General features: G+C 58.6%; 24 protein-coding genes, 1 tRNA gene and 1 pseudogene. 11 read left to right on the top strand and 15 right to left on the bottom strand.

The genetic code is table 11. The features are described 5' to 3' along the window. Nucleotides 1-7: 7 nt before the first annotated feature. From LC354_RS14035 to LC354_RS14050, 4 genes are read right to left on the bottom strand one after another with little or no spacing between them, the layout of a single operon-like run. On the bottom strand, nucleotides 8-1,162 hold the full coding sequence (locus LC354_RS14035; RefSeq protein WP_223424831.1) for an ABC transporter permease: 1,155 nt from the start codon (nucleotides 1,160-1,162) through the stop codon (nucleotides 8-10). A gap of 5 nt (nucleotides 1,163-1,167) precedes the next feature. Continuing rightward, on the bottom strand, nucleotides 1,168-2,196 hold the full coding sequence (locus LC354_RS14040) for an ABC transporter permease (protein WP_223424833.1): 1,029 nt from the start codon (nucleotides 2,194-2,196) through the stop codon (nucleotides 1,168-1,170). Next, nucleotides 2,193-4,115, bottom strand: coding sequence for an ABC transporter substrate-binding protein (locus LC354_RS14045; RefSeq protein ID WP_223424834.1), 1,923 nt, complete (start codon nucleotides 4,113-4,115; stop codon nucleotides 2,193-2,195). The genes LC354_RS14040 and LC354_RS14045 overlap by 4 nt, the downstream gene beginning before the upstream one ends. Next, complete coding sequence (locus LC354_RS14050; protein WP_223424836.1) at nucleotides 4,108-5,877, bottom strand: ABC transporter ATP-binding protein; 1,770 nt, start codon at nucleotides 5,875-5,877, stop codon at nucleotides 4,108-4,110. The genes LC354_RS14045 and LC354_RS14050 overlap by 8 nt, the downstream gene beginning before the upstream one ends. A gap of 346 nt (nucleotides 5,878-6,223) precedes the next feature. Between LC354_RS14050 and LC354_RS14055 the strand changes: the two genes are divergently transcribed. From LC354_RS14055 to LC354_RS14080, 6 genes are read left to right on the top strand one after another with little or no spacing between them, the layout of a single operon-like run. Continuing rightward, nucleotides 6,224-8,317 carry a 3-hydroxyacyl-CoA dehydrogenase NAD-binding domain-containing protein gene (locus LC354_RS14055; RefSeq protein WP_223424838.1) on the top strand — a complete coding sequence of 698 codons (2,094 nt, stop codon included), beginning with the start codon at nucleotides 6,224-6,226 and terminating at the stop codon, nucleotides 8,315-8,317. A 3-nt stretch (nucleotides 8,318-8,320) separates the two neighbouring features. Then, nucleotides 8,321-9,520, top strand: a complete 1,200-nt coding sequence (locus LC354_RS14060) for an acyl-CoA dehydrogenase family protein (protein ID WP_223424840.1) — start codon at nucleotides 8,321-8,323, stop codon at nucleotides 9,518-9,520. Nucleotides 9,521-9,533: 13 nt separating this feature from the next. Next, nucleotides 9,534-10,604 (top strand): acyl-CoA dehydrogenase family protein, encoded by a 1,071-nt coding sequence (locus LC354_RS14065; protein ID WP_223424841.1) that lies wholly within the window; start codon nucleotides 9,534-9,536, stop codon nucleotides 10,602-10,604. Then, nucleotides 10,585-11,013: a PaaI family thioesterase gene (locus tag LC354_RS14070; RefSeq protein ID WP_223424843.1), complete on the top strand. Its 429-nt coding sequence runs from the start codon at nucleotides 10,585-10,587 to the stop codon at nucleotides 11,011-11,013. The genes LC354_RS14065 and LC354_RS14070 overlap by 20 nt, the downstream gene beginning before the upstream one ends. After that, the gene (locus LC354_RS14075) at nucleotides 11,010-11,783 is read left to right on the top strand and encodes an oxepin-CoA hydrolase, alternative type (RefSeq protein ID WP_223424845.1); all 774 of its coding nucleotides are present in this window, start codon (nucleotides 11,010-11,012) and stop codon (nucleotides 11,781-11,783) included. The genes LC354_RS14070 and LC354_RS14075 overlap by 4 nt, the downstream gene beginning before the upstream one ends. Continuing rightward, nucleotides 11,780-13,270, top strand: a complete 1,491-nt coding sequence (locus LC354_RS14080) for a class I adenylate-forming enzyme family protein (protein ID WP_223424846.1) — start codon at nucleotides 11,780-11,782, stop codon at nucleotides 13,268-13,270. The genes LC354_RS14075 and LC354_RS14080 overlap by 4 nt, the downstream gene beginning before the upstream one ends. A gap of 46 nt (nucleotides 13,271-13,316) precedes the next feature. On the opposite strand, the gene rpe is transcribed toward LC354_RS14080, so the two are convergent. After that, on the bottom strand, nucleotides 13,317-14,006 hold the full coding sequence (gene rpe, locus LC354_RS14085; RefSeq protein WP_223424848.1) for a ribulose-phosphate 3-epimerase: 690 nt from the start codon (nucleotides 14,004-14,006) through the stop codon (nucleotides 13,317-13,319). Nucleotides 14,007-14,099: 93 nt separating this feature from the next. Then, complete coding sequence (locus tag LC354_RS14090; RefSeq protein ID WP_223424849.1) at nucleotides 14,100-15,101, bottom strand: SDR family NAD(P)-dependent oxidoreductase; 1,002 nt, start codon at nucleotides 15,099-15,101, stop codon at nucleotides 14,100-14,102. 117 nt (nucleotides 15,102-15,218) lie between these two features. Between LC354_RS14090 and xylB the strand changes: the two genes are divergently transcribed. From xylB to LC354_RS14105, 3 genes are read left to right on the top strand one after another with little or no spacing between them, the layout of a single operon-like run. Continuing rightward, a complete protein-coding gene (xylB, locus tag LC354_RS14095) occupies nucleotides 15,219-16,667 on the top strand; it encodes a xylulokinase (RefSeq protein WP_223424851.1) in 1,449 nt (482 codons plus the stop codon). Then, nucleotides 16,664-17,971 (top strand): xylose isomerase, encoded by a 1,308-nt coding sequence (gene xylA / locus LC354_RS14100; protein WP_223424853.1) that lies wholly within the window; start codon nucleotides 16,664-16,666, stop codon nucleotides 17,969-17,971. Before xylB ends, xylA begins: the two co-directional genes overlap by 4 nt. Further along, nucleotides 17,952-19,256 carry a cytochrome-c peroxidase gene (locus LC354_RS14105; RefSeq protein ID WP_223424854.1) on the top strand — a complete coding sequence of 435 codons (1,305 nt, stop codon included), beginning with the start codon at nucleotides 17,952-17,954 and terminating at the stop codon, nucleotides 19,254-19,256. The genes xylA and LC354_RS14105 overlap by 20 nt, the downstream gene beginning before the upstream one ends. A gap of 4 nt (nucleotides 19,257-19,260) precedes the next feature. On the opposite strand, the gene LC354_RS14110 is transcribed toward LC354_RS14105, so the two are convergent. Genes LC354_RS14110 through LC354_RS14125 form a run of 4 tightly spaced genes read right to left on the bottom strand, consistent with a single transcriptional unit; the run spans nucleotide 19,261 to nucleotide 21,647 of the window. After that, on the bottom strand, nucleotides 19,261-19,761 hold the full coding sequence (locus LC354_RS14110; protein WP_223424856.1) for a GNAT family N-acetyltransferase: 501 nt from the start codon (nucleotides 19,759-19,761) through the stop codon (nucleotides 19,261-19,263). Nucleotides 19,762-19,766: 5 nt separating this feature from the next. Then, nucleotides 19,767-20,237, bottom strand: coding sequence for a DUF2948 family protein (locus LC354_RS14115; protein ID WP_223424858.1), 471 nt, complete (start codon nucleotides 20,235-20,237; stop codon nucleotides 19,767-19,769). Further along, on the bottom strand, nucleotides 20,234-21,505 hold the full coding sequence (murA, locus tag LC354_RS14120) for a UDP-N-acetylglucosamine 1-carboxyvinyltransferase (protein ID WP_223424860.1): 1,272 nt from the start codon (nucleotides 21,503-21,505) through the stop codon (nucleotides 20,234-20,236). The genes LC354_RS14115 and murA overlap by 4 nt, the downstream gene beginning before the upstream one ends. Next, the gene (locus tag LC354_RS14125) at nucleotides 21,498-21,647 is read right to left on the bottom strand and encodes a hypothetical protein (protein ID WP_223424862.1); all 150 of its coding nucleotides are present in this window, start codon (nucleotides 21,645-21,647) and stop codon (nucleotides 21,498-21,500) included. The genes murA and LC354_RS14125 overlap by 8 nt, the downstream gene beginning before the upstream one ends. Before the next feature lie 229 nt (nucleotides 21,648-21,876). Here LC354_RS14125 and LC354_RS14130 point away from each other — a divergent pair. Continuing rightward, nucleotides 21,877-21,951: transfer RNA gene (locus tag LC354_RS14130), tRNA-Thr, on the top strand. 499 nt (nucleotides 21,952-22,450) lie between these two features. On the opposite strand, the pseudogene LC354_RS14135 reads toward LC354_RS14130, so the two are convergent. The 3 genes and pseudogenes from LC354_RS14135 to LC354_RS14145 form a co-directional block, all read right to left on the bottom strand. After that, nucleotides 22,451-23,494: pseudogene (locus tag LC354_RS14135) on the bottom strand (recombinase family protein); the annotation flags it as partial. 18 nt (nucleotides 23,495-23,512) lie between these two features. Then, nucleotides 23,513-23,842 carry a hypothetical protein gene (locus LC354_RS14140; RefSeq protein WP_223424864.1) on the bottom strand — a complete coding sequence of 110 codons (330 nt, stop codon included), beginning with the start codon at nucleotides 23,840-23,842 and terminating at the stop codon, nucleotides 23,513-23,515. A 170-nt stretch (nucleotides 23,843-24,012) separates the two neighbouring features. Then, the gene (locus tag LC354_RS14145; RefSeq protein ID WP_223424865.1) at nucleotides 24,013-24,504 is read right to left on the bottom strand and encodes a hypothetical protein; all 492 of its coding nucleotides are present in this window, start codon (nucleotides 24,502-24,504) and stop codon (nucleotides 24,013-24,015) included. 68 nt (nucleotides 24,505-24,572) lie between these two features. Between LC354_RS14145 and LC354_RS14150 the strand changes: the two genes are divergently transcribed. After that, on the top strand, nucleotides 24,573-24,821 hold the full coding sequence (locus tag LC354_RS14150) for a hypothetical protein (RefSeq protein WP_223424867.1): 249 nt from the start codon (nucleotides 24,573-24,575) through the stop codon (nucleotides 24,819-24,821). On the opposite strand, the gene LC354_RS14155 is transcribed toward LC354_RS14150, so the two are convergent. Both LC354_RS14155 and LC354_RS14160 read right to left on the bottom strand, forming a co-directional pair. Further along, on the bottom strand, nucleotides 24,818-25,075 hold the full coding sequence (locus LC354_RS14155) for a hypothetical protein (RefSeq protein ID WP_223424868.1): 258 nt from the start codon (nucleotides 25,073-25,075) through the stop codon (nucleotides 24,818-24,820). The genes LC354_RS14150 and LC354_RS14155 overlap by 4 nt on opposite strands. Beyond that, complete coding sequence (locus LC354_RS14160) at nucleotides 25,072-26,142, bottom strand: type IV secretory system conjugative DNA transfer family protein (RefSeq protein WP_223424870.1); 1,071 nt, start codon at nucleotides 26,140-26,142, stop codon at nucleotides 25,072-25,074. Before LC354_RS14160 ends, LC354_RS14155 begins: the two co-directional genes overlap by 4 nt. Between the last annotated feature and the right edge of the window lie 204 nt (nucleotides 26,143-26,346).

Raw genomic sequence — 26,346 nt, forward strand, 5'->3', positions numbered from 1 at the left:
CACCGCCTCAGCCTTTATACGGGTCCAAACTGTCGCGCAGACCGTCCCCGAGGAAGTTGAAGGCCAGCACCACGATAATGATCGGCAACATCGGGATCGCCGTCCACGGATAGATCTCGATGCTCGCCAGGTTCTGCGCGTCATTCAGCATCACGCCCCATGACACGGCCGGCGCACGCAACCCAAGGCCCAGGAACGACAACGCCGTCTCGCCGAGGATCATCGCCGGAATCGACAAGGTCGCAGACGCAATCAGGTGGCTCATGAAATTCGGCAGCAAATGCCGCCGGATCACCCGGCCCGGCTTGGCCCCCATCATCTCTGCTGCACGCACATATTCCTCCTCTCTCAGCGAGAGGAACTTACTTCGGACCGCACGCGCAAGCCCCGGCCAATCCAGCAAGCCGAGTATGATCGAGATTATGAAAAAGACCGACACGGGGCCCCAATTCGATGGCACCGCCGCAGACAACGCCAACCACAACGGCAGTTCCGGAAGTGAGCGGAGAATTTCGATGGCCCGATTGACCACCCAATCCGTCACACCACCGAAATAACCCGCAATCGATCCGAATGTGATGCCAAGGAGGAACGACACGGTGATCCCGATCAGACCCACGGTCAGTGAAAGTTGCGCTCCGTAAGAGATACGCGAGAACACGTCCCGCCCCAATCGGTCCGATCCAAAGATGAATATCGTTGCTCCTTCCGGCGCACAGAACAAACGTCGTTCGCTGGGAATAAAGCCGAACAGATTGTATTCCGTCCGTTTGCAGAAAAATTGCAGCGGCATCGGCCGGGTTTCATCCGTGATATAGGTCCAGCGGAAATTCTCCAGATCGGCCACCGCTTCCGTCGGATAGACAAAGGGACCGATAAACTCGTCCCCGTGCCAGAAATTGATCGCCTGCGGGGGGTGATACAGGTAATCGGCGCTCCTTTCATTCGCTGTATAAGGCGAAAAGAAACCTGCGAACGGGATCGCCAGATAGGCCATCAGCAGGAATATCCCAGAGACCAGGCCAAGCCGGTGGCGCTTGAACTTGCGCCACACCAGCACCCAATTGGATGCATCCATATCTGATCGGTCTATCGCCGACAGATCGATGTTGGGATCATACGGGGCATCGTCAACATAGCGACCGTCGGGAAGCGTGCTCATCAGTCTTATCCTTCTCGCGCGCCATAGCGGATGCGCGGATCAAGCAGCACCAGCAAGAGGTCGGAAATCATCGTGCCGATCAGCGTCAGCAAGGCTACGAACATCAACACAAAACCGGCCAAAAATTGATCCTGCGACTTGAGGGCCGTCAGCAAGGCAGGCCCGATCGTTTGCAACCCAAGAACCACCGACACCAGAACCGATCCCGACACCATGGCGGGCAAAAGGTTCCCGATATCCGCCACAAAGGGGTTGAAGGCCATGCGCAAGGGGTACTTCGTCAGCAATCGCGTCGGCGACAACCCCTTGGCCGTAGCGGTTTCCACATAGGGTTTTGACAACTCGTCCAGCATATTGGCCCGCAGCCGCTGCATCATGCCTGCCGCGCCCGAGGTTCCGATCACGAATGTCGGCACGATCAGGTGCACGAGAATGGATTTCACCTTGTCGAAGGACATCGGCTCGCCTTCGAATTCGGGCGACATCAGGCCGCCGATGGGCAGGCCCAGATATTTGTGCCCGTAGTAAAACAGCATGAGCGCCAGCAGGAAGTTCGGCGTCGCAAGGCCAAGATACCCAATAAAGGCAGTTGTGTAGTCTACCCAAGTGGCGGACCGCGCGGCGGCCAGCACCCCAAGCGGCAGCGCCACAAGGTAAACGAACAAGACCGCCGCCAGATTGACCAGAACCGTCAGCCAAAGCGCGTCGCCAACGATATCGGCAACCGGTGCGTCAAATTCGAACGACCAGCCAAAATCGCCCTGGAGCAAGCCAGAGAAACCCTGCGGTCCGGGGGCCACACCGACCCAGATCAGATATTGCTCCCACAAGGGGCGATCCAGCGCATATTCCTGACGCAGGAATTCCGCCTTGGCGACGCCTTCGGCCTGCCCAGTTGCACGCAATTCAGCGATCTGGTTGGACAGGTAGTCGCCGGGCGGTAGGTTGATAATGACAAAGATCAGCAGCGAAACAACGGCAAGCGTTAGCAGCATCGTCAGGAAACGATACCCGGCATAACGCAGAAACATCATTTGCGCACCTGCGCCAGTTCCTGGTCCTCAAAGAAAAATTCGTCGATGCGGTGGATGCCGAAATGAGCCCCTGGATCCCAAGCCCATTTTCCGAATTCCGGCACGTTGCGCAAACGATCCGAGACAACGACAGGCTGCGGCGCTTCGGACAAGATGCCTATCGCAAACTGCTGTTCAGAGTGGATCTCGAGCATTTCACGCCAAATCTTCGCCCGTTCGGCATCGTCGGTTGCCATGCTCCAAGCCTCGTTCAAATCCATCAATATTTCTGCGGCCTCGATATCGATCGGCTCACCCGCAGCCCCCCGCGTCTGATAGAACTGCCCCCATTTCGGCCAGGACAGGAACACCTGATCCGTCGGCGCCAGGTAGGCAGGCGGCGTGTATGCCTGCGGAATTCCATTGTCCCAACCAAACCAGACCGAGGCCATCGTCACGCCCGAAAAGACCCGGTTTCGCAGAATGTCCCGGTCCAGCGGGCGCATGATCAGCTTGATGCCCAGATCGCGCCAGGTATCCGTGATGATGGCCAGCGCGTTCTCTACCTCCTGCCGTTCACCGGCCGTTTCGATCACAAATTCCATTGGGCGGCCATCCGGCAAAAGGCGCACGCCGGAATCGTCGCGCTCGGTCAAGCCCATCTCGTCCAGCATCATGTTGGCAATCTCCGGGTCATAAGTCGCCCAGCGCTCAAGATTGTTTCCATTGAAAAACGGGCTCGTCGACAGGGCAGTCATGCCGCCTTCCGTGCCCAATCCGAAGTACAGGGCCCGATTGATCATCCGGCGGTCAATGCCCATAGACAATGCCCGGCGGAACCGGACATCGCGCATGATCTTGCGCCATACCGGATCGGCAAAATTCAGGTTCGGATAAATCGCAATCTGACTGGCGGCCCCGTTGGCCCACAGGTACGTCCTGTAGGGCGCACCATCCGCCTCGCCCTTCTTGAGGATCGACACATCGCGGAAATCAAGTCCACGCGCCTGCAGATCGCTTTCACCGGCGTTGGACTTTGCCGCGACAAGGCCAGAGCCCACGATGTTCATCTCGACCACGTCGATATAGGGCAATTGGGTGCCCTGTGTGTCCACTCGGTGGAAATAGGGATTGCGGACAAACAGTTGCCGCGATGTGCCGCTTACCGATGCAGGCATCCAGGGTTGCAAGGTCGGCAATTCATGATTGTCGAACCTGCTCATATTGTCCAATTTGTTGTGCAGCGGCGCCCAACCGCGCACGCGCTTGCTGTCAATCATCTCTTGCATCGCTTCGGCGGTGTTGAACGCGACGTGGAATTGCTTGAGGTAATGCGCAGGTCGATAGATGAAGGGCGGGCTTGCGCCCGCGAGCATTTGCAGGAACGCCGGGTTGGCGCGGGGGAACTCAACCACCACCGTATACGGGTCTGGAAAGATCATCGTGGCGACATCGTCGCCAGACCGCATGACCTCTGGCGGGCCGTTCGGACTGAGTTCACTGTTCTGGGCGACGTGTTTCCACCAATATTCAAAATCCGATGAGGTGAAGGGCGCGCCATCAGACCAGCGATGACCGGGGCGCAGATGCAGCGTGAATATGCGCCCGTCGACAATATCGACTTCGCGCAGAATATCAGGTTTCAGTGCGTATTCATGATCATAGCCGACCAACCGCGCATAGCCGTAGACCACCATCTGCCGGATGTCCTTGGATCGCGTAACCATCGTGCGGAGCGTTCCGCCCTGCACCCCGAATGCGCGGCCCTTGGCTTCCAGATCGACGTAGAGCGGGTCTACAGGCACACGCAGCGGCGCCGGATCCATCTGGCCCTTGGACACTTCGGCAGCCCAGAAGGCGCTTTCTTTCACAATCGGTTGGGCAAAAGCAGGCAGAGCCATAAGCCCTGCGATCAAAATGGCGGTCAGTCTGTCAAACATTGCAGCGCACCTTATGTCCGGGTTCTATCTGTACTAAACTTGGCGCATCCGTGCCCTCGAAACGGAACTGGTCGGGCCAGGAGGCCGACGATCCAGCCCCAAATGAAACCTCGACCAAATCAATGGGTCGGCTCACATCCGGTTCCGGCTGCGCCGCGATCAACGCCTTGGTGTAGGGATGACGCGGATTGTAGAACAGTGTATTAGGGGGCGCTTGCTCTACGATAACGCCCTGCCGCATCACCGCAACTTCGTCGGCGATACGCGCAACAACAGCCAGATCGTGGCTGATAAAAAGATAACTGAGCCCCATTCCATCACGGATATTTTCAAGCAGGGTCAAAATCTGCTCCTGAACGGAAACATCCAGTGCAGATGTCGGCTCATCACAGACCAGAAACACAGGATCAAGGGTCAGCGCTCGTGCGATCGACAAACGCTGACGTTGACCCCCGGAAAAGGCGTGGGGGTATCGTTTGAGCATATCAGGGTTCAGACCGACCCAGCGCAGCATTTCTGCAGCCTTGTCCCGACGCGATGTTTTTGTGCCGATCCCGTGAATTTCCATGGGCTCGGTCAATGCCTGTTCGACGCGCATCCGCGGGCTGAGCGATGAATACGGATCCTGGAACACCATTTGTGCCTGCTTTTGGAACGCGACCTTTTCGGTCCGCGACATCTCGTTGATGGACACGGGCTGACCATCCGCATTGGGACGAAACATGACCTTGCCGCCGGGGTCAGGCACTTCCGCGCCCAATGCGATCCGCGCACAGGTTGTCTTGCCGGATCCACTTTCACCCACGATGGCCAGGGTCTTGCCGCGCTGTACCGACAAATTGACGTCACTGCACGCATGGACCTGTACTTTCGCCCGCCAGCCCCCTGCACGCATGACAAACGTCTTGGATACGTTGGTCAGCTCAAGGATCGGGTCATCGGTGGCAACCGGATCCGCTGGCCGCGCGACCGTGGGGATGATCGGTGCCGCCGCAAACAGTTTCTTGGTATATCCATGCGCAGGCGCGCCCAGGACGGCTGCCGCCGCCCCGCTCTCCATGACATGCCCCTTGTTCATCACAACGACATTGTCCGCCATGTTCGCAACGACGCCCAGATCATGGGTCACCAAGATCATCGCCATCCCGGTGTCGCGCTGCAGATCCTTCATCAAACCAAGAACCTGCGCCTGCGTTGTCACGTCCAGCGCGGTTGTCGGCTCATCCGCGATCAATAAATCCGGTTTGGCCACCATCGCCATCGCGATCATGGCACGCTGGCGCATGCCGCCTGACATCTCGAAAGGATAAGAGCGATACGCGCGCTCCGCATCGGCAAATCCAACACGCTCGAACATCGCGAGCACATCTTTCTTCGCCTTGGACACGGACATGTCCCGGTGCAAAGTCAACACCTCACTGACCTGGTTCCCGATCCGATGCAACGGGGACAAGGAGCGCATAGGTTCTTGAAAGATCATCGAAATCTGGTCGCCACGAATGTCGCGAATCTGCCGCGGAGGCAAAGAGAGCAGCTCCTGCTTCGAGGCGCCTGTACCGAATTTGATCACGCCGCTGCGCATTTGCGCCGAGCCCGGCAGAATCCGCAAAATCGACCGGCACGTCAGCGTTTTACCTGATCCGCTTTCTCCAACGATCGCCAGCGTTTCTCCGGCGCTGACCGAAAAATTCACAAACGATACGACGGGCGGCTCGGTCCCAAAGCCGATAGACAGGTTTTGTACGTCGAGCAGCGGCGACATTCACCATCCCTTTTTGTGCGATTGCGCTGACTTCAGTGAAACTGATTCCGACGCATAGGTCCAGACGCGCATTCTCGCGCATTGGTTCCAATCCTGTGGTGCAGAGTGCCCCATCTGCGATCAAAGCCAAAGGATAATGTGCATGCCCAAGAGCGCATTGCAGCATATATCGGCTGCACCAGTTTCCGGATTACCCGCAAACCAAACGCGGCATTGGCTGCAAACGCCGCGTGTGACGTTGCGGCGTTTACCTAAGCGCTTGCCCTTTTTGATGCGGTCCTTAGGCTGCGCGATATGTCTGCGGGGAGAGCACCCCGGCAGGTCGATCAGCATCAGCGGAGGCCCTATGAACGACAAGATTGCGTATTCCCGCCACGGCGACATTGCCGTTTTGACGGTTCAGAACCCACCCGTGAACGCGCTCAGCCAAGCGGTGCGTCAGGGCTTATGGGATGGAATGGACCGCGCCGAGGCAGATGACGGCGTCCGCGCCGTTCTGATCGTTGGCGAAGGGCGCGCGTTCTTTGCCGGGGCCGACATCACCGAATTTGGCAAACCACCTCTGGAACCTCACCTGCCTGATCTGATCAACAGGATCGAAGCCTCACCGCTTCTGGTCGTGGCCTCCATGCATGGCGTGTCACTGGGCGGCGGGTTGGAAGTGGCCCTTGGGTGTCACTACCGCATTGCCGTGCCTTCGGCCCGTGTGGGTCTGCCCGAAGTTCATCTGGGCTTGCTCCCCGGTGCCGGTGGCACCCAGCGTCTGCCGCGTTTGACGGGTGTGGATGCCGCACTGGATATCATGACGACAGGTCGTCACGTGGAAGCCGCCGAAGCGCACGACCTCCTTTTGGTTGATGCGCTGAGAGAGGGCGATCCTAAGGAAAACGGTATCGCCTATACCCGAAAGTTGCTCGATGAGAATGCGCCCCGCCGTGCCGTCAGCGAGATGCCAGCGCCTGAGCCGATCGACTGGGACGCCGCGTTTGAAGCGACGTTGCAGCGCGGTCGCGGCCAGATCTCGCCGGCGTGGTGTGTGCGCGCCGTGCAGGCCTCCGTTGAAAAACCCTTCGCCGAAGGGCTCAAGGCCGAACGCCAGATATTCTACGACCTGATGCAGACCGACCAACGCCAGGGCATGATCCACGCCTTTTTCTCGGAACGAGCGGTCAGCAACTTGCCGGAACTCAAAGGGGTCGCTCCGCGGCCTCTTCAAAACATCGGTGTGATCGGCGGCGGCACCATGGGCGCCGGCATCGCCACGGCAGCACTTTTGGCGGGCCTCAACGTCACCTTGCTGGAGATGAGCGCAGATGCAGGCCAAGCCGCCCGCGACCGGATAGAGAAAAACCTGTCGGGGTCTGTCAAACGTGGCAAAATAACCGCGAAGCAACACGATCAGATCTTGACACATACCCTGAATGTCGTCTCCAACTACGCCAGGCTGAGCGATGCGGACCTCGTGATCGAGGCGGTATTCGAGGACATGGACGTCAAGAAAAAGGTCTTTGCGGAACTCGACCGCGTCTGCAAACCCGGCGCAGTACTGGCCTCCAACACCTCCTATCTGGACATCAACGAAATCGCAGCGACCACATCCCGCCCTTCTGACGTGCTGGGCCTGCATTTCTTCTCTCCCGCTCATGTGATGAAACTGCTCGAAGTTGTCGTTGCGGATGCGACAGCACCTGACGTGGTCGCCACTGGCTTTGCCTTGGGCAAGATGCTGGGCAAGATCAGCGTGCGCGCAGGTGTTTGCGACGGGTTCATCGGCAACCGGATCCTCTCCACCTACCGGACAGCCGCCGATCACATGATCCTGGACGGGGCCTCGCCCTATGACATCGACACCGCGCTCGAAGAATTCGGCTTTGCCATGGGTCCCTTTGCGGTCGCCGACCTCGCGGGCCTCGACATTGGTTGGGCGGTGCGCAAGCGCAAACGGGCCGAAGGGCTTGATCCACGGGCCCGCGATTCCAGCTATGCGGATAAACTCTGCGAAGAGGGTCACTTCGGACAGAAAACCGGCAAAGGCTATTATGACTATGCCGCTGGCCCCAGAGCCCGCGTGCCAAACCCCGATGTCATGCCCCTGATCGAGGCAGAGCGGGCCGCACAAGGCCTCACCCCGCGCCATTTTACGGATAAGGAAATCGTACGCCGGTACATGGCCGCGATGGTAAACGAGGCGGCCAAGGTCGTTGGCGAAGGGATCGCACGACGCCCGCTCGACGTCGATATGACTCTGCTCTTCGGCTATGGGTTTCCACGCTACCGGGGCGGACCGCTGAAATGGGCCGATATCGTCGGGCTCGACGGGTTGTTGGCCGACATCAAAGGCTATGCTGAAAAAGACCCCTATTTCTGGCGACCGGCCCCCTTGTTGGAACAACTGGTCGCCGAAGGCCGCACATTCGACGATCTGAACAAGGGAACATGAGCCATGGACCTGAGTTACACCGACGATGAACGTGCCTTTCGCGAAGAGGTGCGCGCGTTTTTGCGTGATGATCTGCCACCAGACTTCTCCGATAAGGTCCGCAAGGGCCAGGAGTTGACCAAGGCCGATATGGAGCGCTGGCACGCGATCCTGAACGCGCGTGGGTGGCTCGCCCCCAACTGGCCAAAGGCTTTTGGCGGTGCCGAATGGAACGCCGTGCAGCGCCATATTTTCGAAGAAGAAGCCGCCGCTGCCCGTGCACCCCGCATTGTGCCCTTTGGTCTGTCAATGCTGGCCCCGGTGCTGCAAAAATTCGGTTCCAAAGCGCAACAGGATCATTGGCTGCCCCGTATTCTGGATGGGTCGGACTGGTGGTGTCAGGGCTATTCCGAACCGGGGGCCGGGTCTGATCTGGCCTCGTTGAAAACCAAGGCCGTGCGTGACGGCGACCACTATATCGTCAATGGCCAAAAGACGTGGACGACACTGGGCCAGCACGCGAACATGATCTTTTGCCTTGTGCGCACGGACCCGACCGTCAAACAGCAAGAGGGCATCTCCTTTCTGCTGATTGACATGGAAACGCCGGGCATCGAAGTCCGCCCCATCGTTTTGCTGGATGGCAGTGCCGAGGTGAACGAGGTCTGGTTCACTGATGTCAAGGTGCCTGCCGAAAACCTTGTGGGCGAAGAAAACAAGGGCTGGACCTATGCCAAATACCTGCTCTCGCACGAGCGCACGAACATTGCGGGCGTCGGGTTCTCTCAGGCCGGGTTGGCTTCCGTCAAGCGGCTGGCGCGTGCCGAGAACCACAACGGCAAACCCCTGATCGAAAACCCACATTTCGCCGCCCGCGTAGCGCAAGTGGAGATTGACCTGCGCGCGATGGCGACCACGAACCTGCGCATCATTTCCAAGGCAGCGGCTGGCAGTGCCCCCGGCGTCGAAGCGTCCATGCTCAAGGTCAAAGGCACGATCATCCGGCAGGAGATCAACGATCTGGCGCGCCGCGCCGTCGGGCCATACGCCATGCCCTTTGCGTCCGAGGCCGTCGAGGGAGCCAACGACATGATCCCTGATCCGCACGAAGCGGGCCCCGTGGCCGCGCAATATTTCAACAACCGAAAACTGTCCATCTTTGGCGGATCGAACGAGATTCAGCGCAGCATCATCGCAAAGGTGACGATGGGCGGGGGCGCGTAATGGGAATTTGTCGATGAATTTTGAGCTCACCGAAGAACGGCAAATGCTGCAAGATACGCTGCGGCGCTACCTGTCGGACAAATACACAACCGCCAAACGCAACGACATTCTGGCGTCTGATGCAGGGATGTCTGCGGACATCTGGGGCGAACTGGCCGATTTGGGCGTGCTCGGCGCACTCTTTACCGAAGATCAGGGCGGCTTTGGCGGGGCGGGCTTTGACCTTGCCGTAGTGTTTGAGGAACTGGGCCGCGCGGGCGTGGTCGAGCCGTTTCTCGACAGCGCCCTGATGGGCGGGCGATTGCTGGCGATGGCAGGCCGCGACGATATGGTCGAAAGCGTCATCGCCGGGACATTGCAACTGGCCGTGGCTCACGGCGAACCCGGCGGGCGCTATGATCTGGACCACGTCACCACAATCGCGCAAGGCGGAAAGCTGACCGGCCGCAAGGCGGTCGTGATGAACGCAGAGGCCGCCGACCATCTGATCGTTTCGGCGCGCGACGCAGACGAAATTGCTCTCTTTCTGGTGGACAAGGACGCACCCGGCCTGGTGGTGCAAGGCTATCCCCTGCTAGCTGGCGGACGGGCCGCCGAAGTAACGCTGGAGGGGACGCCGGGCGACGCATTGAACATCGGACTGGCGGCGATCGAAGACGTGACCGCGCTGGCCATCGTCGCTCAGACCGCCGAAACCCTTGGGGCCATGGAGACAGCCACGGCTCTGACCAAGGACTACCTCGGAACGCGCAAACAGTTTGGCCGACCGATCGGCACGTTTCAGGCACTGGCGCACCGCATGGCGGACCTGTTGATCGAGTTGGAACAGGCACGCTCGGCAGTAATCAACGCCGCCGGGTATCTGGAAACGGATGCCCGAGATCTGACGTTGTCAGCCAGCAAGAACCTGATCGGCCGCGTGGGCCGTCTGGTCGCCGAAGAGGCAATCCAGATGCATGGCGGCATCGCGATGACGCAGGAATATGAACTCGCCCACATCGCCAAACGGATCGTCATGGCCGATCACCGCTTTGGCGACACTGACTATCATCTGGAGCGGTTCATTGCCCTCTCCGTCGCCTGAAGGCCCCGGTATAATCCGCGACGAAACCGGCGCGCAAACCTTGTTGGGCTATGTCGTCGATATCTCGGCGGGGGACGGCAAAGGGCGCTGTATTCTCGACATCGGGACGCAGCATGGCAACCGCCACGGCAGCCTGCATGGCGGGATCATCGCCTGTATGCTCGACAACGCGATGGGGTTTGCGGCGTCTTTGACCGGCGATGCGGCGGGCGACACCCACTTTATGACAATCTCGATGAACACGCAATTCATCGCGCCCGCACGAGGCGGACGTGTCGTGGCAACGGGCAAAGTCACCGGCGGCGGGCGCAGCCTGGTGTTTGCCGAAGGCGAAGTTCTGGACGAGGAAGGCCGCGTGATTGCAACCGCCACTGGCGTCTACAAGCGCGTCAGAGAGGCACAGGAATGAGCGCACGGATGGAAGACGCAGGCGACCGCGTGATCGTCTGGAACGGCAACGCGGCGCGACGTGGTGCTCTGACGCCTGAGCTCTATGACGCCATCGCGCGGGCGGTGGACCTTGCGCAGCAACGGCGCATCCGCGCGATCATCCTGACCTCCGAGGGGCCGTTTTTCTGCGCGGGCGGCGATCTGAACGTCCTGATCGAGCGGCGCACGCTGTCTGAGGCCGAGCGGCGCGACAAGATCGAGGACTTGCATGACCTGATCCGTGCCATTCGCGCCGGCCCGGTGCCCGTGATTGCAGCAGTGAAGGGCGGCGCCGCAGGCGCTGGGGCATCCCTCGCACTGGCCTGCGATTTCATCGTGGCAGAGACTGCCGTCAAGTTTACGGCCGCCTACGTCAAGGCCGGGCTGGTGCCGGATGCTGGTTTGACCGCATCGCTGGCCCGCCTCTTGCCGCGCCCATTGGCGATGGAGATGTGTCTGCTGGCCAAGCCTGTGACCAGTGACCGCTTGCTGGCCTTGGGGGCCGTGAACGCCGTGGGCCCGGAGGATCAGGTCATCCCCATGGCACAATCGATTGCCGATGCTTTGACCCAAGGCCCACGCGACGCCCTCGGGGTGATCCGCAGCATGGTCGCTGCGGCCTATGAGCAAACCGAAGCGGCGCAACTGGATGCGGAACGGGATGCCATGGCCCATGCCGCCGGAGGCGATGAAGCCGCAGAAGGGATTGCCGCCTTTCTGGAAAAGCGCCCACCCAGGTTCAGAGCATGAGCCGCGTCGAAGATTACCTCGCCAAACAAGTGACGCAGCGCCCGGATGCGCTCGCCCTCTCCGACAGCACGGGCCTACGCTGGAGCTACCGCGCGCTTGATGCCGCAGCGGCCGCGCTGGCGGATGAGTTCGCCGCACTGGGTGTAAAGAAAGGCGACCGCGTTATGGTTGTATCCGAAAACTGCGCGTCCGCCGTCGCGGCGCTGTTTGCGGCATGGCAAATGGGTGCGATTGCCGTTCCTGTGAATGCGCGCCAGACCGAACCCGAGATCGACCGGGTCCTGCAGCACGCCACGCCGCGCCTTGTGCTGTTTACCTCTGACGTCTCCACCGATGCACGGGCGCACGCGGATCGGATGGGGGCAGATACAATCATCGGCCTCTGGGGCAGTCTTGGCATGGCCAAACCCTGTCAATCGGACCCTTACCCGGACCCGGATATTGCCATTCTGCTCTATACCACGGGCACGACAGGGGACCCGAAAGGCGTCATGCTGACCCATGGCAATGTGCGCTTTGGAGGGCTGACGTCGGCCAATCTGCGCGCGATGACCCCTGTCGATATGATTTACGGAGTGTTGCCGACAACCCATGTGTTTGGGCTGTGCTCCGTCGTTGTGGCTGGCATCTATGCCGGTGCGCCGGTGCGGCTGGTGCCGCGATTTGATGTGAAGGCCGTTTATGACGGGTTGCGCGATGGGATAACATTGTTTTCGGCGGTGCCTCAGATGCACGCCCTCTTGATGACCCATGCGCGGACAGATGGCTTGACAGAGTTGGATTCGGAAACGCTGCGCTATGTCTCCTCCGGTGCCGCCCCGCTTGACCCGACATGGAAACGCGAGGCCGAGGCGTTTTACGGGGTCGCCCTGCAGAACGGTTATGGCATGACGGAAACGACAGCCGGGACGTCGGCGACACGCAACGTCATCGGAGATCCCGATACCTCGGTTGGCCCGCCCTTACCCGGTATTGAGGTCGCGATTGACGCTTCCGCACCCGGTGGGGATGCCGGGATGGGAGAGGTCATGACACGGGGGCCACATATCATGCGTGGTTACTTTCGAAACCCGGAAGAGACTGAGAAGGTGCTGGATGCCCAGGGCTGGATGCATACCGGCGATTTGGGGTGCCTGGACGCCAAGGGACATCTGCACATTCTTGGCCGGTCCAAGGAGTTGATCATACATGGAGGGTTCAACGTCTATCCGCCTGAAGTCGAAGCAGCACTGAACGATCATCCCGGCGTTGTGCAGGCGGCAGTCGTTGGGCGTCAAATTGAAGGGAACGAAGAAGTGCTGGCCTTCGTTCAGGTCGCTGCAGACAGTACACTCACCGAAGTGGCCCTGAAGGATTTTGTGGCTGATAGGCTCGCCGGATACAAACGACCCGCACGGATTATCCTGGCGACCGCATTGCCAGCGGCGCCTACAGGCAAGATCTTGAAACACAAGCTTTTCGAAGCGTTCGCTCAAGCTTTGGCGTAGTCGGAATGCGACACGCATTCCGGCCGTTTTCCGTGTCGGAAAACGGTTACGTCCAGACGCCCTGTGCCGCGGATCTGATCGCACGGATATTTTCACCATAGGGTGCAGATTCAGTGGCGGAACCACCCCGGAACACCGCAGACCCGGCAACAAGTACGTCAGCGCCTGCTTTCGCGACCAGAGGTGCCGTCGTCGAATCGACGCCACCGTCAATCTCGATATGGATTGGCCGGTCGCCGATCATTGACCGCAGAGATTTGATTTTCGCTGTCATATCGATGAACTTTTGCCCTCCAAACCCCGGATTGACCGTCATCACACAGATCAGGTCTGCCATATCCAGCAAGTCCCCCACGGCTTCGGCCGGTGTGCCCGGATTCAGCGCAACACCCGCTTTCATTCCATTGCCTCGAATGGCCTGGAGCGTCCGGTGAATGTGCGGTCCTGCTTCGACATGAGCCGTCAGTACATCGGCACCCGCTTGTGCAAATGCATCGATGTAAGGGTCGACGGGTGCGATCATCAGATGCACGTCCATGACGCCCTTGATATGCGGCCGAATGGCGGCGCAGGTTGCAGGACCAAAAGAGATATTCGGCACGAAATGCCCGTCCATCACGTCGACATGTATCCAATCCGCCCCTTCGCGTTCCACGGCGGCACATTCCGCTCCGAAATTCGCGAAATCTGCGGCTAGGATGGACGGTGCAATCTTGATCGAACGATCAAATGACATTGGGCGGCTCCTGTCTGGCTTTTTGCGCCGTATATCCAGCCCCGGGCCCGGTGGAAAGGGGCCCTCCGGGGAGGATTTTTTGGAACAGAGAAATCAGACCCGATAATAGTCCCGATACCATGCAACAAATGCATCGATCCCCTCTTGAATTGGGGTATTCGGTTGTTGCCCGACAAGTCTGTGCAGCAAGCTTGCATCTGCCCAAGTGCCGGGGACGTCACCGGGTTGCATGTCCTGGTAGGTCTTGATCGCCTTGCATCCGCAGGCCTGTTCGATCGCCGCGATGAAGTCCATGAGCAGCACCGGCACCCCATTGCCGATGTTGACAATCCGGTGTGGTGCGACGGGCGACAGGCTGTCCCCTTCAACCGGCGACTCACCCGGCACAGCATCAATCAGCGCCATGATGGCGGCGGTCAAATCGTCGATATAGGTGAAATCCCGCTGCATATCGCCGTGATTGTAGATGTCGATGGGATCGCCTTTCAGAATCGCCCTGGTAAATTTGAAATGCGCCATATCCGGCCTGCCCCAGGGTCCGTAGACCGTAAAAAACCGGAACATCGTGATCGGCAACCGGTACAGGTGAGCATAGCTGTGCGCCATGTTCTCCGTCGCCTTTTTGGTCGCGGCGTAGAACGACATCTGAAGATCCGCCTTGTCGGTTTCGACATACGGCATCTGTGTGTTCGCGCCGTAGGCCGAGGATGTGGACGCAAGAAGCATATGGGCTGGCGGAAAAGCGCGCGCGGCCTCAAGCAGTTCCAACGTGCCGACGATATTAGCCTCGACATAGGACCGTGGTGCCTCGATCGAATACCTGACCCCTGCCTGTGCCGCGAGATGGATCACGACGTCAAAGCGGTGCGCCTTGAAGAGATCGCGCAAGGCGCCAGGGGTTTCCAACCGCGCCTCAACATCCGTATAGCCGGGAGATTGGCGCAACATCGCGCGCCTGCGTTCCTTGAGTGCGACGTCGTAGTAATCGGTCATCGCATCAAGACCGACGACACGCCATCCTGCCTCCAAGAGCGCCTGAGCCGTAAAATAACCGATGAACCCGGCCGATCCCGTTACCAGTGCTGTGCGCGTCATCCGACTCTCCGGTTACTCCGTCTGCTTGTGCAGGAGCACAGGCAAAAACACCAGCGACACCTTGTTTAATTTGACAATCGAATTAAACGGCGCAACTGTGGCCTCGGGAGGACGGTTATGTTTGTTGGGCTTGATCTGGGCACTTCGGGTGTCAAGGCGCTGTTGGTTGACGGCGATGGACGTACTGTCGGCAGTGCTGATGCGACCTATGCGGCAACCCATCCAGCTCCCGGATGGAGTGAGCAGGATCCGGCAGCTTGGGTCGCGGGTGTCTCGGAAGCGCTCGCCGCTTTGAAAGCCGCACATCCGCAAGCATATGGGGCAATCCAGGGCCTTTCCCTTTCGGGTCACATGCATGGGGCCGTTCTGGTCGGCGCGGACGGGGCCGTCTTGCGCCCCTGCATTCTATGGAATGACACACGCAGCCATTCAGAGGCCACGACCTTGGACGCGATGCCCGGCGTGCGTGACTTGAGCGGCAACATCGTCTTTCCCGGCTTTACCGCACCGAAACTGGCCTGGATCGCGGCGCACGAGCCTGAGATCTTCACCCGCGTGTCAAAGGTCATGTTGCCGAAGGATTACGTAGTGTGGTGGCTGACAGGGCGTTATGTCACCGAGATGTCTGATGCGGCCGGCACCGCCTGGCTGGATGTCGGCAAGCGCGCGTGGTCTGACAGGTTGTTGGCTGCCGGCGGAATGCGCGCGGACCAGATGCCAGAGCTTCTGGAAGGAACCGATGTTGTGGGCCCGCTGCAGCCTGACCGTGCGGATCTTGGCTTGCCTGAAACAACGCGCGTCATTGCAGGGGGGGCTGACAATGCTGTGGCGGCGTGTGGCGTGGGGGCACTGACCGAAGGAGATGGGTTTGTGTCATTGGGCACCTCCGGTGTGGTTCTGGCGGGGCGCGACCGTTATGCGCCGCGTCCCGAAAGTGCCGTGCACACCTTTTGCCATGCCGTACCGGGCCGCTGGTATCAGATGGGTGTCGTGTTGGCGGCCACCGACAGCCTGAACTGGCTGTCGCGCGTAACAGGGCAAAGCCCCAGTGCGTTGTCGGATGCGTTGGGCAACACGCTTGGCCCGCCCTGCCCGACCAAATTCTATCCCTATCTGTCCGGCGAACGGACCCCGCACAATGATGCGCAAGTGCGCGGTGGCTTTACCGGCCTCGACGTCGCCACCGGCCCGCAAGAGTTGACGCGCGCCGTCATGGAAGGTGTCAGCTTTGCCCTGCGCGACAGTTTCGAGGCGCTGCGTTCGACCGGGGCCGCCTTGAACACAGCGCTCGCCATCGGGGGCGGCAGCCGCTCCGATCAGTGGACCCGCATGCTGGCCACCATCCTGAATATTCCGCTGGAACGCCCCGATGAGGGTGCGTACGGGGCTGCACTTGGCGCTGCCCGCATTGCCATGTGCGGCATGACAGGGGCCAATCCCAAGGAGGTGATGACCAAGCCGCCCGTCAAGGACGTCATCGACCCCGATCCAAATCTCGTCGCCGCTTATGACGACGCCTATCGCGGCTTTGCGGCCGCCTATCCAACTTTGAAGGCCATGCCATGACAACCGGATTTTTCGAGGGGCTGACGCCCGCCACGTTTGAGGGTGCCGACAGCACCAACCCAATGGCATTCCACCATTATAACCCAGACGAAATGGTCATGGGCAAATCGATGAAAGAGCATCTGCGCTTTGCCGTCGCCTATTGGCATTCCTTCGCGTGGGAAGGGGGCGACCCCTTTGGCGGACCCACATTTGAGCGCCCTTGGCACCCGCAGGACGACATGGGACGCGCCAAGATGAAGGCAGACGTGGCGTTCGAGATGTTCGACCTGTTGCAGGCGCCCTTCTTTTGCTGGCACGATGCCGATATCCGCCCCGAAGGCGACACCCTCGCCGAAAGCATCGCGCGACTGGACGAAATCACAGACTATTTCATGGCCAAGATGGAAGGCCGCGACATTGGCCTGCTCTGGGGCACCGCAAACATGTTCAGCCACCGTCGCTGGATGTCGGGGGCGTCGACCAACCCGGACCCGGACTTGTTTGCCTATGCCGCGGCGACGGTGAAATCCTGCATCGATGCGACCCACAAGATGGGCGGCCAGAACTATGTGTTGTGGGGCGGGCGTGAAGGGTATGAAACCCTGCTCAATACCGACATGGGCCGGGAATTGGACCACATGGGCCGGTTTTTGAACATGGTGGTCGAGTACAAGCACAAGATCGGCTTCAAGGGTCAGATATTGGTGGAACCCAAACCGCAGGAACCTTCAAAGCACCAATACGACTACGATGCGGCGACCTGCATCGGGTTTCTGCGCAAATACGGGCTGGAGGGTGAGGTCAAGCTGAACCTCGAACAGGGTCACGCGATCTTGGCCGGGCATTCGTTCGAGCACGAAATTGCTGTAGCCACAGCCGACGGCATGCTGGGCTCGATCGACATGAACCGCAACGATTACCAGTCTGGCTGGGATACCGATCAGTTCCCGAACAATGTGCCCGAGGTTGCCTTGTGTTACTATCACATCCTCAAGGCTGGTGGTCTGGGACAAGGCGGCACCAATTTCGACGCCAAGCTGCGCCGCCAGTCGCTTGATCCGCACGACCTGATCGCGGCGCATATCGGCGGCATGGATATCTGTGCCCGTGGTCTGAAAGCCGCTGCCGCAATGATAACGGATGGCGGGTTGGAGAACGCGTTGACCAAACGCTATGACGGGTGGGACGCGCCTGCGGCCAAGGCCATGCTCGACAGCGATCTGGCCTCGATCTCTGCAGATGTGCTGGCCCGCGGCCTGGACCCTCAACCGCGCTCCGGGCGGCAGGAAATGTTGGAGAATTATGTCTCGCGCTTTGTATAAAGCCTGTGTTGTCACGCTGATCGCGGCCCCTGCATGGGCGGGGCCGTTGCCGTATGAGGAGCCCGTATTCCCCGACGTGAACGGCGCTCAGGTCGAACTGGGCCAGTTGCTGTTTTACGACCCGATCCTGTCGGGTTCAAAAACGGTGTCCTGCGCGACATGCCACCATCCCCGCTTTGGTACAGGCGACGGCGTGTCTCTGGGTCTGGGCGACGGGGCCAAGGGCCTTGGGCCGGATCGCGCTGTTGATCCGGCCAACGCGCCCGAGCAACGGATACCGCGCAATGCGCCGCCGCTTTTCAATCTCGGAGCCACCGAATTCACCGTCTTCTTTCACGATGGCCGGTTGGAAGAGGATGCAGCGCGCGCGTCCGGCATCCGCACACCGCTTGGGGCCGAGATGGAGATGGGCTTTGCCTCCGCCCTGTCGGCACAATCCATGTTCCCCGTGCTGTCCGCGGATGAAATGGCCGGTCACTATGCAGAGAACGATGTGGCGCAGGCCGTGCGGCAAGGACTGTTGACCGGTCCGGACGGCGCGTGGGATATCCTGTCCAAACGGGTCGCGGATATTCCTGAATATCGCACCCGCTTTGACGCCGTTATCGGGCCGGAGCAGATCAGCTTTACTGATATTTCGGATGCCATCGCCGCCTTTGTGGATTTCGAATGGCGGGGCGTGGCCAGCCCGTTCGATCTTTATCTTCGCAACGGCACGCCGATGGAGGATTCCGCGATGCGCGGGATGGACCTGTTTTACGGCGCGGCCAATTGCGCCAGTTGCCACGCTGGACGGTTCCAGACCGATCATGATTTTCACGCGATCGCGATGCCCCAAATCGGCCCCGGCAAAGCGGCCCGCTTCGAAAGCCATGCACGCGACACAGGCCGGATGCGTGTGACGGGGCGGGCCGAGGATGCCTATGCGTTCCGCACGCCCCCCTTGCGCAACATCGCCCAGACCGCTCCTTATGGCCATACGGGCGCCTATGCGACGCTCGAAGGGATCGTGCGCCACCACCTTGACCCGGTGGCCAGCTTGCGCAGCTACGATCCAGCGCAAGTCGTCATGCCCGGATTTGACGCGGATGACCTGCGCATCATGTCGGATCCGGCGGAGGTGGATGCAATTGCCGCCGCCAACAGCCTTGTGCCAATTGACCTTTCAGACGATCAGGTTGCGGATATCATCGCATTTCTGGAGGTGCTGACAGACCCGCAAAGCTTGCGCGGTGCATTGGGAATACCCGCAACGGTTCCGAGCGGCCTGCCCGTAGATCAGTAGGCGGTCACACCAAACTGCGGATCATCATGAGGTCGTCTTCCATCCCATCCGCGCCAAGAATTGCGTTGGGGATTTTGCCCACCTCGACAAAGCCGTGCCGTTGGTAAAGAGAAATGGCCGGGGCGTTTTCGGCATTCACAAACAGCTCCAATTGCGAAATGCCAGCGGCCTGCGCCGCATCCATGAGCGTTGTCATAATCAGGTCAGAAACACCCTTGCCGCGCGCTTGAGGCGCAACATAAAGCGGTCCGATTTCCGCCCGGTGACTGGCGCGCGACACATCATTGCGGTTGAACCCGGCAAGGCCAACGGGTGTCTCTCCGGCGAATGCCAAAACCCGGTCGCCTTTGCTCAGTCGTTGAATGTCTGCCTCAAGCGGAACGGCGGCGGCTTCTTCCGCTGTGACGATGAAGACCGAAGGGTATTCGATGATCCCATCCATGCGAAGTGCGCGCCATACAGGCGCATCGTCCGGCTTGGCCACCCGGACTGTCAGATCAGTCATCCAGATCAGTCATCGTGTTTGGGGACAGACTTTGACGGCGCTGTATAGGGGCGCGTCACGTCCTTGAGCGTCGCTTCGATCGCCTCGACGCGCAGGCGGATGCCACCATCCCCGGCGAGGGTCAGAATCACATCTCCGGCGCAATCCTCGCCCGGTTCGAACGTGACAGACAAAAGGGACAGGATCGTGTCCTTGTCCGACCGATCAATGCCCTGACTGGCCACGGACTGAACATAATCGAATGCCAATACCGATTGTACACGCTCCGGCGCATGACGGCCCTTGCCCGCATCTTCCCAGCGGAACCGGTTCAACAACAAACCAAAGCGACGCGATTTTGCGTCCCACTTCATTTCCGTAATGGGAAACACGGCATCCTGGGTGAGCGAGGAGACGATATTCAAATCGTCTGTATCCAGCGCCCCGATGTTCAACGGCTTTTCACGACCGTCCTCGAATTTTGCATCTTCGGTCATTCGCCCTGTACCCGCTCAATATCTGCACCAACGCCCGAAAACTTCCGGACCACATGTTCATAGCCGCGATCAAGGTGATAGACACGCGCCACGCGAGTCTCGCCCTCGGCGGCCAGACCGGCAAGGATCAGGCTCACACTCGCGCGCAGATCGGTCGCCATCACCGGCGCACCTTTCAGCTTTTCGACGCCCGTCACCGTCGCAGTCCCGCCGTGGACCTCGATCTTGGCCCCCATACGGATCAGTTCGGGCGCATGCATGAACCGGTTCTCAAAGATTTTCTCTTCCAACACCGACGTCCCTTCCGCCGTACACAAAAGCGCCATCATCTGGGCCTGCAAATCGGTCGGAAACCCGGGGAAGGGCTCGGTCGTGACATCAACGGCCCTTATGCGACCGTTTTTGCGACTGACCTTCAGGCCTTTGTCCGTTTCGGTGACGCTGATACCTGCCACGTCCAGCTTTTCACAAAAGGCACCGACCAGATCGATGCGGCCGCCCAGCAACTCAACCTCACCGCCGCAAATCGCCGGGGCGAGCATGTAGGTGCCCAGTTCGATACGGTCCGTCACCACACGATGGGTTGCACCATGCAGACGGTCAACACCCTGGATCTCGATGGTCGAGGTGCCATCCCCGTCAATCTGCGCCCCCATCGCCCGCAAACAGGTCGCCAGATCGACGATTTCGGGCTCGCGCGCCGCGTTTTTGATGACAGTCGAACCTTTGGCCAAGGTCGCGGCCATCAGGATATTTTCGGTCGCACCAACACTGGCAAAAGGAAATTCGATCACCGCCCCCTTGAGCTTTCCCCCGACCGCCTTTGCATGCAGATATCCGTCCTGCAGATCAATTTCGGCCCCCATCTTGGCCAAACCGTCGGTATGAATATCCATCGGGCGCGCGCCGATGGCACAGCCACCCGGCAAGGACACCTGCGCATGGCCTTCACGGGCCAGAAGCGGACCCAACACGAGGTTGGAGGCCCGCATCTTGCGCACGATATCGTATTCGGCGCGGGTGTTGACCGCCCCATGAGTCGACATGGCAATCACCTGACCGTCCTGCAATGAGGTCACCTCTGCCCCAAGAGATTGCAGCAATTGGGTCATGGTGCGGATATCCGACAAGCGCGGCGCGTTGGTCAACGTCAATGGCTCGTCACTGAGCAGCGTCGCGGGCATCAACGTCAGACACGCGTTCTTGGCCCCCGCGATCGGAATTTGTCCGTTCAGCGGCGAACCACCGCGTACCAGAATACTATCCATCGTCCTGCTCCTCGGGTTTTATGGCACTGTCGCGTGCCTTCGCCTGTGCCTTGCGTCGCGCCAGATTTGCCTTGAGCGCCGCCTTCAGGCGCGCATCCCGGTCGTTCGGCGTTTTTGTTTTGGGCGCGTTTTTCTCTGACATGGGGCCTCTGTATCGCAGGGGCGATTGGTCGTCCAGATTGGGCTTGCGTGCTTGGGCGATTGAGTCTAATCACCCGGCACGTCGCCGTGGCAGCACAGTGTTAGGTCACACCCTTGATAATGTTGGGGTCAGTTCTGCTTCCATGTTAAATTAGATTGAGTTAGCGACGGCGAGGGAAGAAAAGTAGGGTGTTAGTAGGGCAATTCTTCGGACGCCCGCAATATGGTAGGCTGCTGTAGCTCAGTGGTAGAGCGCGTCATTGGTAATGACGAGGTCGGGAGTTCAATCCTCCCCAGCAGCACCATTTCGCTTTTCATTAAAAAATTATCCCTTAAGTACTTGAAAGGGAACGATAATTTCGGAGTTCCATACACTCCATTTTGGCCATACCTGACTGGCTCGGAAAACGCCAATCTGAGCACAGTTTGACGCATGACGTGATCACCATTTTTGTATATATTCCAAGGGCTTGATAGGAATTTCAAGGCGAGTTCAATACAATCCTCTAGCCTCCCCTTCGGAGGCACCGAATTTTCAAGACGTTCACTTAGGATGAACTTCTGCCGCTCAAGCTTATCAATCCTAGCCTCATAGGCACTTACTACGGACGCCGTCTTCGCTTCGACGATCCGATCTAGCAGACCTTCGATCTGCTTGTTCACGTCCTGATACTGCTTGCGAAACTCATCCTTATCGCCCTGAGCCGTTGCAAGGCGCATGTCCCAAGCATCACGCAACATCGCCTTTGCCAGTTCAAACAGACCTTGAGCAGGCTGAAGCCCCTTGAGGATTTCTTCGAAACCATCTTCCATCTTTGCGCGAGGCACTGACTTGCCCTTCATCTCACAACCGCGCGTAACGCAGCGATAGTAGGCGTAATGCTGGTATTTTCCTTTAGACCACGCAGCCGTCATTGAGTTGCCGCAGCAATCACAATCCACAAAGCCCCGTAGAGGAAAATCTTCATTGTAGTCTGCGCGCGCCGCTGGGCCGCGTTTGCGCCCCTCCAGATTGTCCTGAATGCGCTGGAAGGTCTCGAAGCTGATCAGGCCCTCATGCTGGCCTTTGCGTACGCTGACGCCCCATTTGGGGGCTTCGACATATCCCGCATAGACGACCTTCTTCAAAAGACGCGAGATCGTCATCGGACGAATATTGCCGTTTTTCTGATCTTTGGGGTAGTGCGGATTGCTCTCCAAGAAACGCTGCACTTCTGCCTGTGAGGCAAAGTGCCCCGTCGCAAAACCTTCAAGCGCTGCGCGCACCACAGGTGCAAGCACCTCATCGGGCACCAGCACCTTGCCGCCGCCTGTTGGCGAGGGAACATGCTTATAGCCAACCGGCGCTCTAAAGACCCAAAACCCGTTTTCGACACGCGCCTTCATCTTTTGGACGACTTGGCGGCGGTTTTGTTCGCGTTCTAGCTCGCCTTGCGCGGCGATCACGGTTTCGATGAACTTGCCTTCAGGCGAGTCTTCAAACCTAAAATTCAAGCATTCAATGCGCGCGCCGCGTTTTGCAAACTCACGGCGCAGCTTGAGGTGGAATTCCGTATCACGTGCAAAGCGCTTCAGATCGTCGAAGATGACAACATAAGATTTGCCCTTCTGGGCATCCAGATAGCTAAGCAAGGCAACCATGCCAGGTCGGCGCAAAAAGTCACCGCCACCGCTCACATCATCGGGAAATACCCCTTCGACAAGATAACCCTTATCTTCAGCGTAAGCGCGGCAGCGCTGTTCCTGACTTTCAAGGCCGCTACCTTCAAGCCGCTGTTTGGTTGAGGAAACGCGGCAATAGATCAGCGCTTGGCTGATCTCAGCGTGTTTTGTGTAATCATCTTTCATATCGCCTCCAAACCGGCCTTACGGGCTCAGTCCATTGGGGTTGTCTTCAATTTCAGGTTCTTTCGAGCATACCCCATCCGAGTCAGCTTTGGCACCGTCAGAAACGGTGCCAGACTCTTTTCCACAGACTTCTTGGAGAGGATGAACGCCAAAGCCTAGATCGACGAAGCTGACGATGATTTGCCAGAGCGTTTGAAGGAACTCTGCCTTCTCAGCGTCACTTAAATCCGATCCATCAAGGTATGCTTGATACCTTTCCACATCGACCTTCATTGTCGGTTTTGCGGAAGCATCGAATTTACTGCTCAGACCCTTTTCGTCTGATTTGTTGTCTACATCATCATACATATTCCCTCCTTTCGGAGACAGGCTTTTCCACCTGTTTCCATTTTACCATAATTTCCAAAAAATGCCTAATTTCTGCGGGTTACAGAGGGTTTCATGCCTATTTAGGCAGCCCTTCACACCCTCAACTTCAGTGTGGCCATTGCGAGGATTTGCACTGCAATAACGCATACTCATCGGCTCCATGAGCGCGTGCGGCGTTCCTGGCCAACGCGCCTATCGGTTGCCGTTTGGAAATCGCCGATCAACTTCTCGCGTTGTTGGCCGCGCTGCAGCGCCTTGTCCACACAAAGGCGCGTTGCTTCTGTCTCGCGTTTGTCGATCTTAGCCATCTCAGTCTTGTGCGCAGCGTTCACTTCAAGCTTGGCTTGGCGGCGAATTTGGTCCGGATTGAACCCATCGCTTCCCAGACCGCGCGGCACGAAGCGGCGCTTCACAGCGCCAGCCTCGTTGATCAGTCTTTGGCTGGTTTTGGTGACACGATCCTCGAAGCTTTCTTCAAACGAACGCCGCGCTGCGCTGCGCTCCTTCTCAAGTGCAACCGTGACCTTTTTGTATGATGCCCATTCGTCACTATTCAAAAGCTTGGCTGCCTGAATGCGTAACTTGTGCAGTTCAGTGCGCGGCTCGAAGAGTTCTTGGACTTCCTCAGACAAACTGGTCATCGCAGCAGCCAGCCCGATACGCGCAAAATTTGCGCCTGAAGAATCCGATCTGGTAAGATCATTTCGCGATGAGATTTAAAGATACTGACGACGTAGTAGCCTGGCTTGAGCCGATGGACTACGAAACTTTTTGGAAGGAAATCAAACCCTTTGGTTTGATCGTTATCCCGCGCGACAAATGCGACCGCGATATTGCGAGCGGCGCAACTGACGAAGAGACTGTTCTCTACGTCATGAAGAACCTTGTGCGCATCGAGCTTTGCTCCATTTTGAAGCTCGAATGGCGTGAGCTCATGCCGTCTCATGCTGTGCATTAGCGCATCTCCTGTTTGAAAAACTGAACCCAGCCGCATCTGCCGTTCGCGGCAGCCTCATCGAATTCGCCGTAAGGACCAACGAAGCGGCAGCTCGTGTAGGTGCGATGCGCAAATGGGTCCGAGCCCTGACCTTCATCAATCCACGCATACGACCAGATCACGTGCGGCAGACCAAAAGCCTTAAAGGCAAGCCATAGCGCCACAGGCACAACGACCCAGATGAAGTAGCTGGGTTTGACGAAGCGCGGCTTCATGATCCGCTCACCTTTTCAATATCGATGGTGACTTTTGGATCGGCGGGCCGTTGCGCGCCTTCCAAAGGATTGTCACCAAGCTCGCCGTGACAGAACGGGGCAATTTGGTGCTGGCCAACTTTTTCACAGAGTATCCAGCCGACATTCTTCACATGGATCAGCTGCTCATTCGGCTTCATTCGCATGAGCCGCTCTGCAGGAATGCGGCGATCCTTGCTGGTGCCAATGGTGGCGTTGTAATCAAGCCCCGCACTGCTGAGGCTCAGACTGTGTTGCTGAACGAGAGTGTCACCGATAGCCCTTGATACGCGCTCGCACTCTTCAAACGACGAGAAGCCAAAATACTGTTTCACAACAGCGTTTTCCTCAATCGTCGCGGTTTCCTTGTCTGAATATGCGCGCTGAATTTCAGAGCGCGACTGCGCAATGAAATGTAAGTTGCCGCCATACCCGCGAATGACCGTCATCGCCGAGATTAGGGACTTCAGCGGCGCGTTTGTTGCTTCATCTAGAATGAAATCAACAGGGACACCGGCCCCTGACAAAACGACATCGACGAACGATTGAAGGTGCAGTGCATAATGCGGCCCAAGCCGCGCCATATGGCGCTGCGGACCGACAATGAAAATCACATAGCGGCCACGGATCAAGTCTTCATGTGTCAGCTTAGCATGACGTCCCGCTCGATGGAGCGGACTGCCTGCGCTATAAATTCGAAGAGATTTTAATGCGGCGGCGCGATGCTGCCCCCAATGTTCTTTGTTCTCGTGCATATCGAGGACATGTGCGCCAAGGGCTTTTCGCACCTCATCGCCATCTTCGACAGCTATACGCGCGGCGCTCAAAAGGACTTCGGAGTTTGCCAGCATCGACCAGACCATGCCAGGTGTCAGCATGCGGGGATCACCGCTCAACAGCTCGTTCTTGCAAAACTCCAGCAGCGTCCGTGGCTCATCCCTGAAATACTGGTTCTTGCCATCATTTGGCGGTTCAGGAATCAGCGCATGATTAGCGGTATCGATAGCAAAAACTAACTCACCATTCTCTTTTTCAAACGCATCCCGCACGCTGCCGTAGGGCGATAGATCAACGCGGAAAGGATTGTCTTTTCCGGTGACCGCTGTTTCATCAAGGATAGCAACGTTGCGACCAAAGCGATGACATGTTTCGGCTGCTTGAATCGCTAGCTCGCCAGATTGAGCAACCCCACGTCTGGAAATTCGGATTTGGCATGATCACGCATCCTGGCATTCCCATTTGATATAGGCCTT

The sequence above is a fragment of the Tateyamaria pelophila genome (genome assembly GCF_019966495.1).
Lineage (GTDB): Bacteria > Pseudomonadota > Alphaproteobacteria > Rhodobacterales > Rhodobacteraceae > Tateyamaria > Tateyamaria pelophila.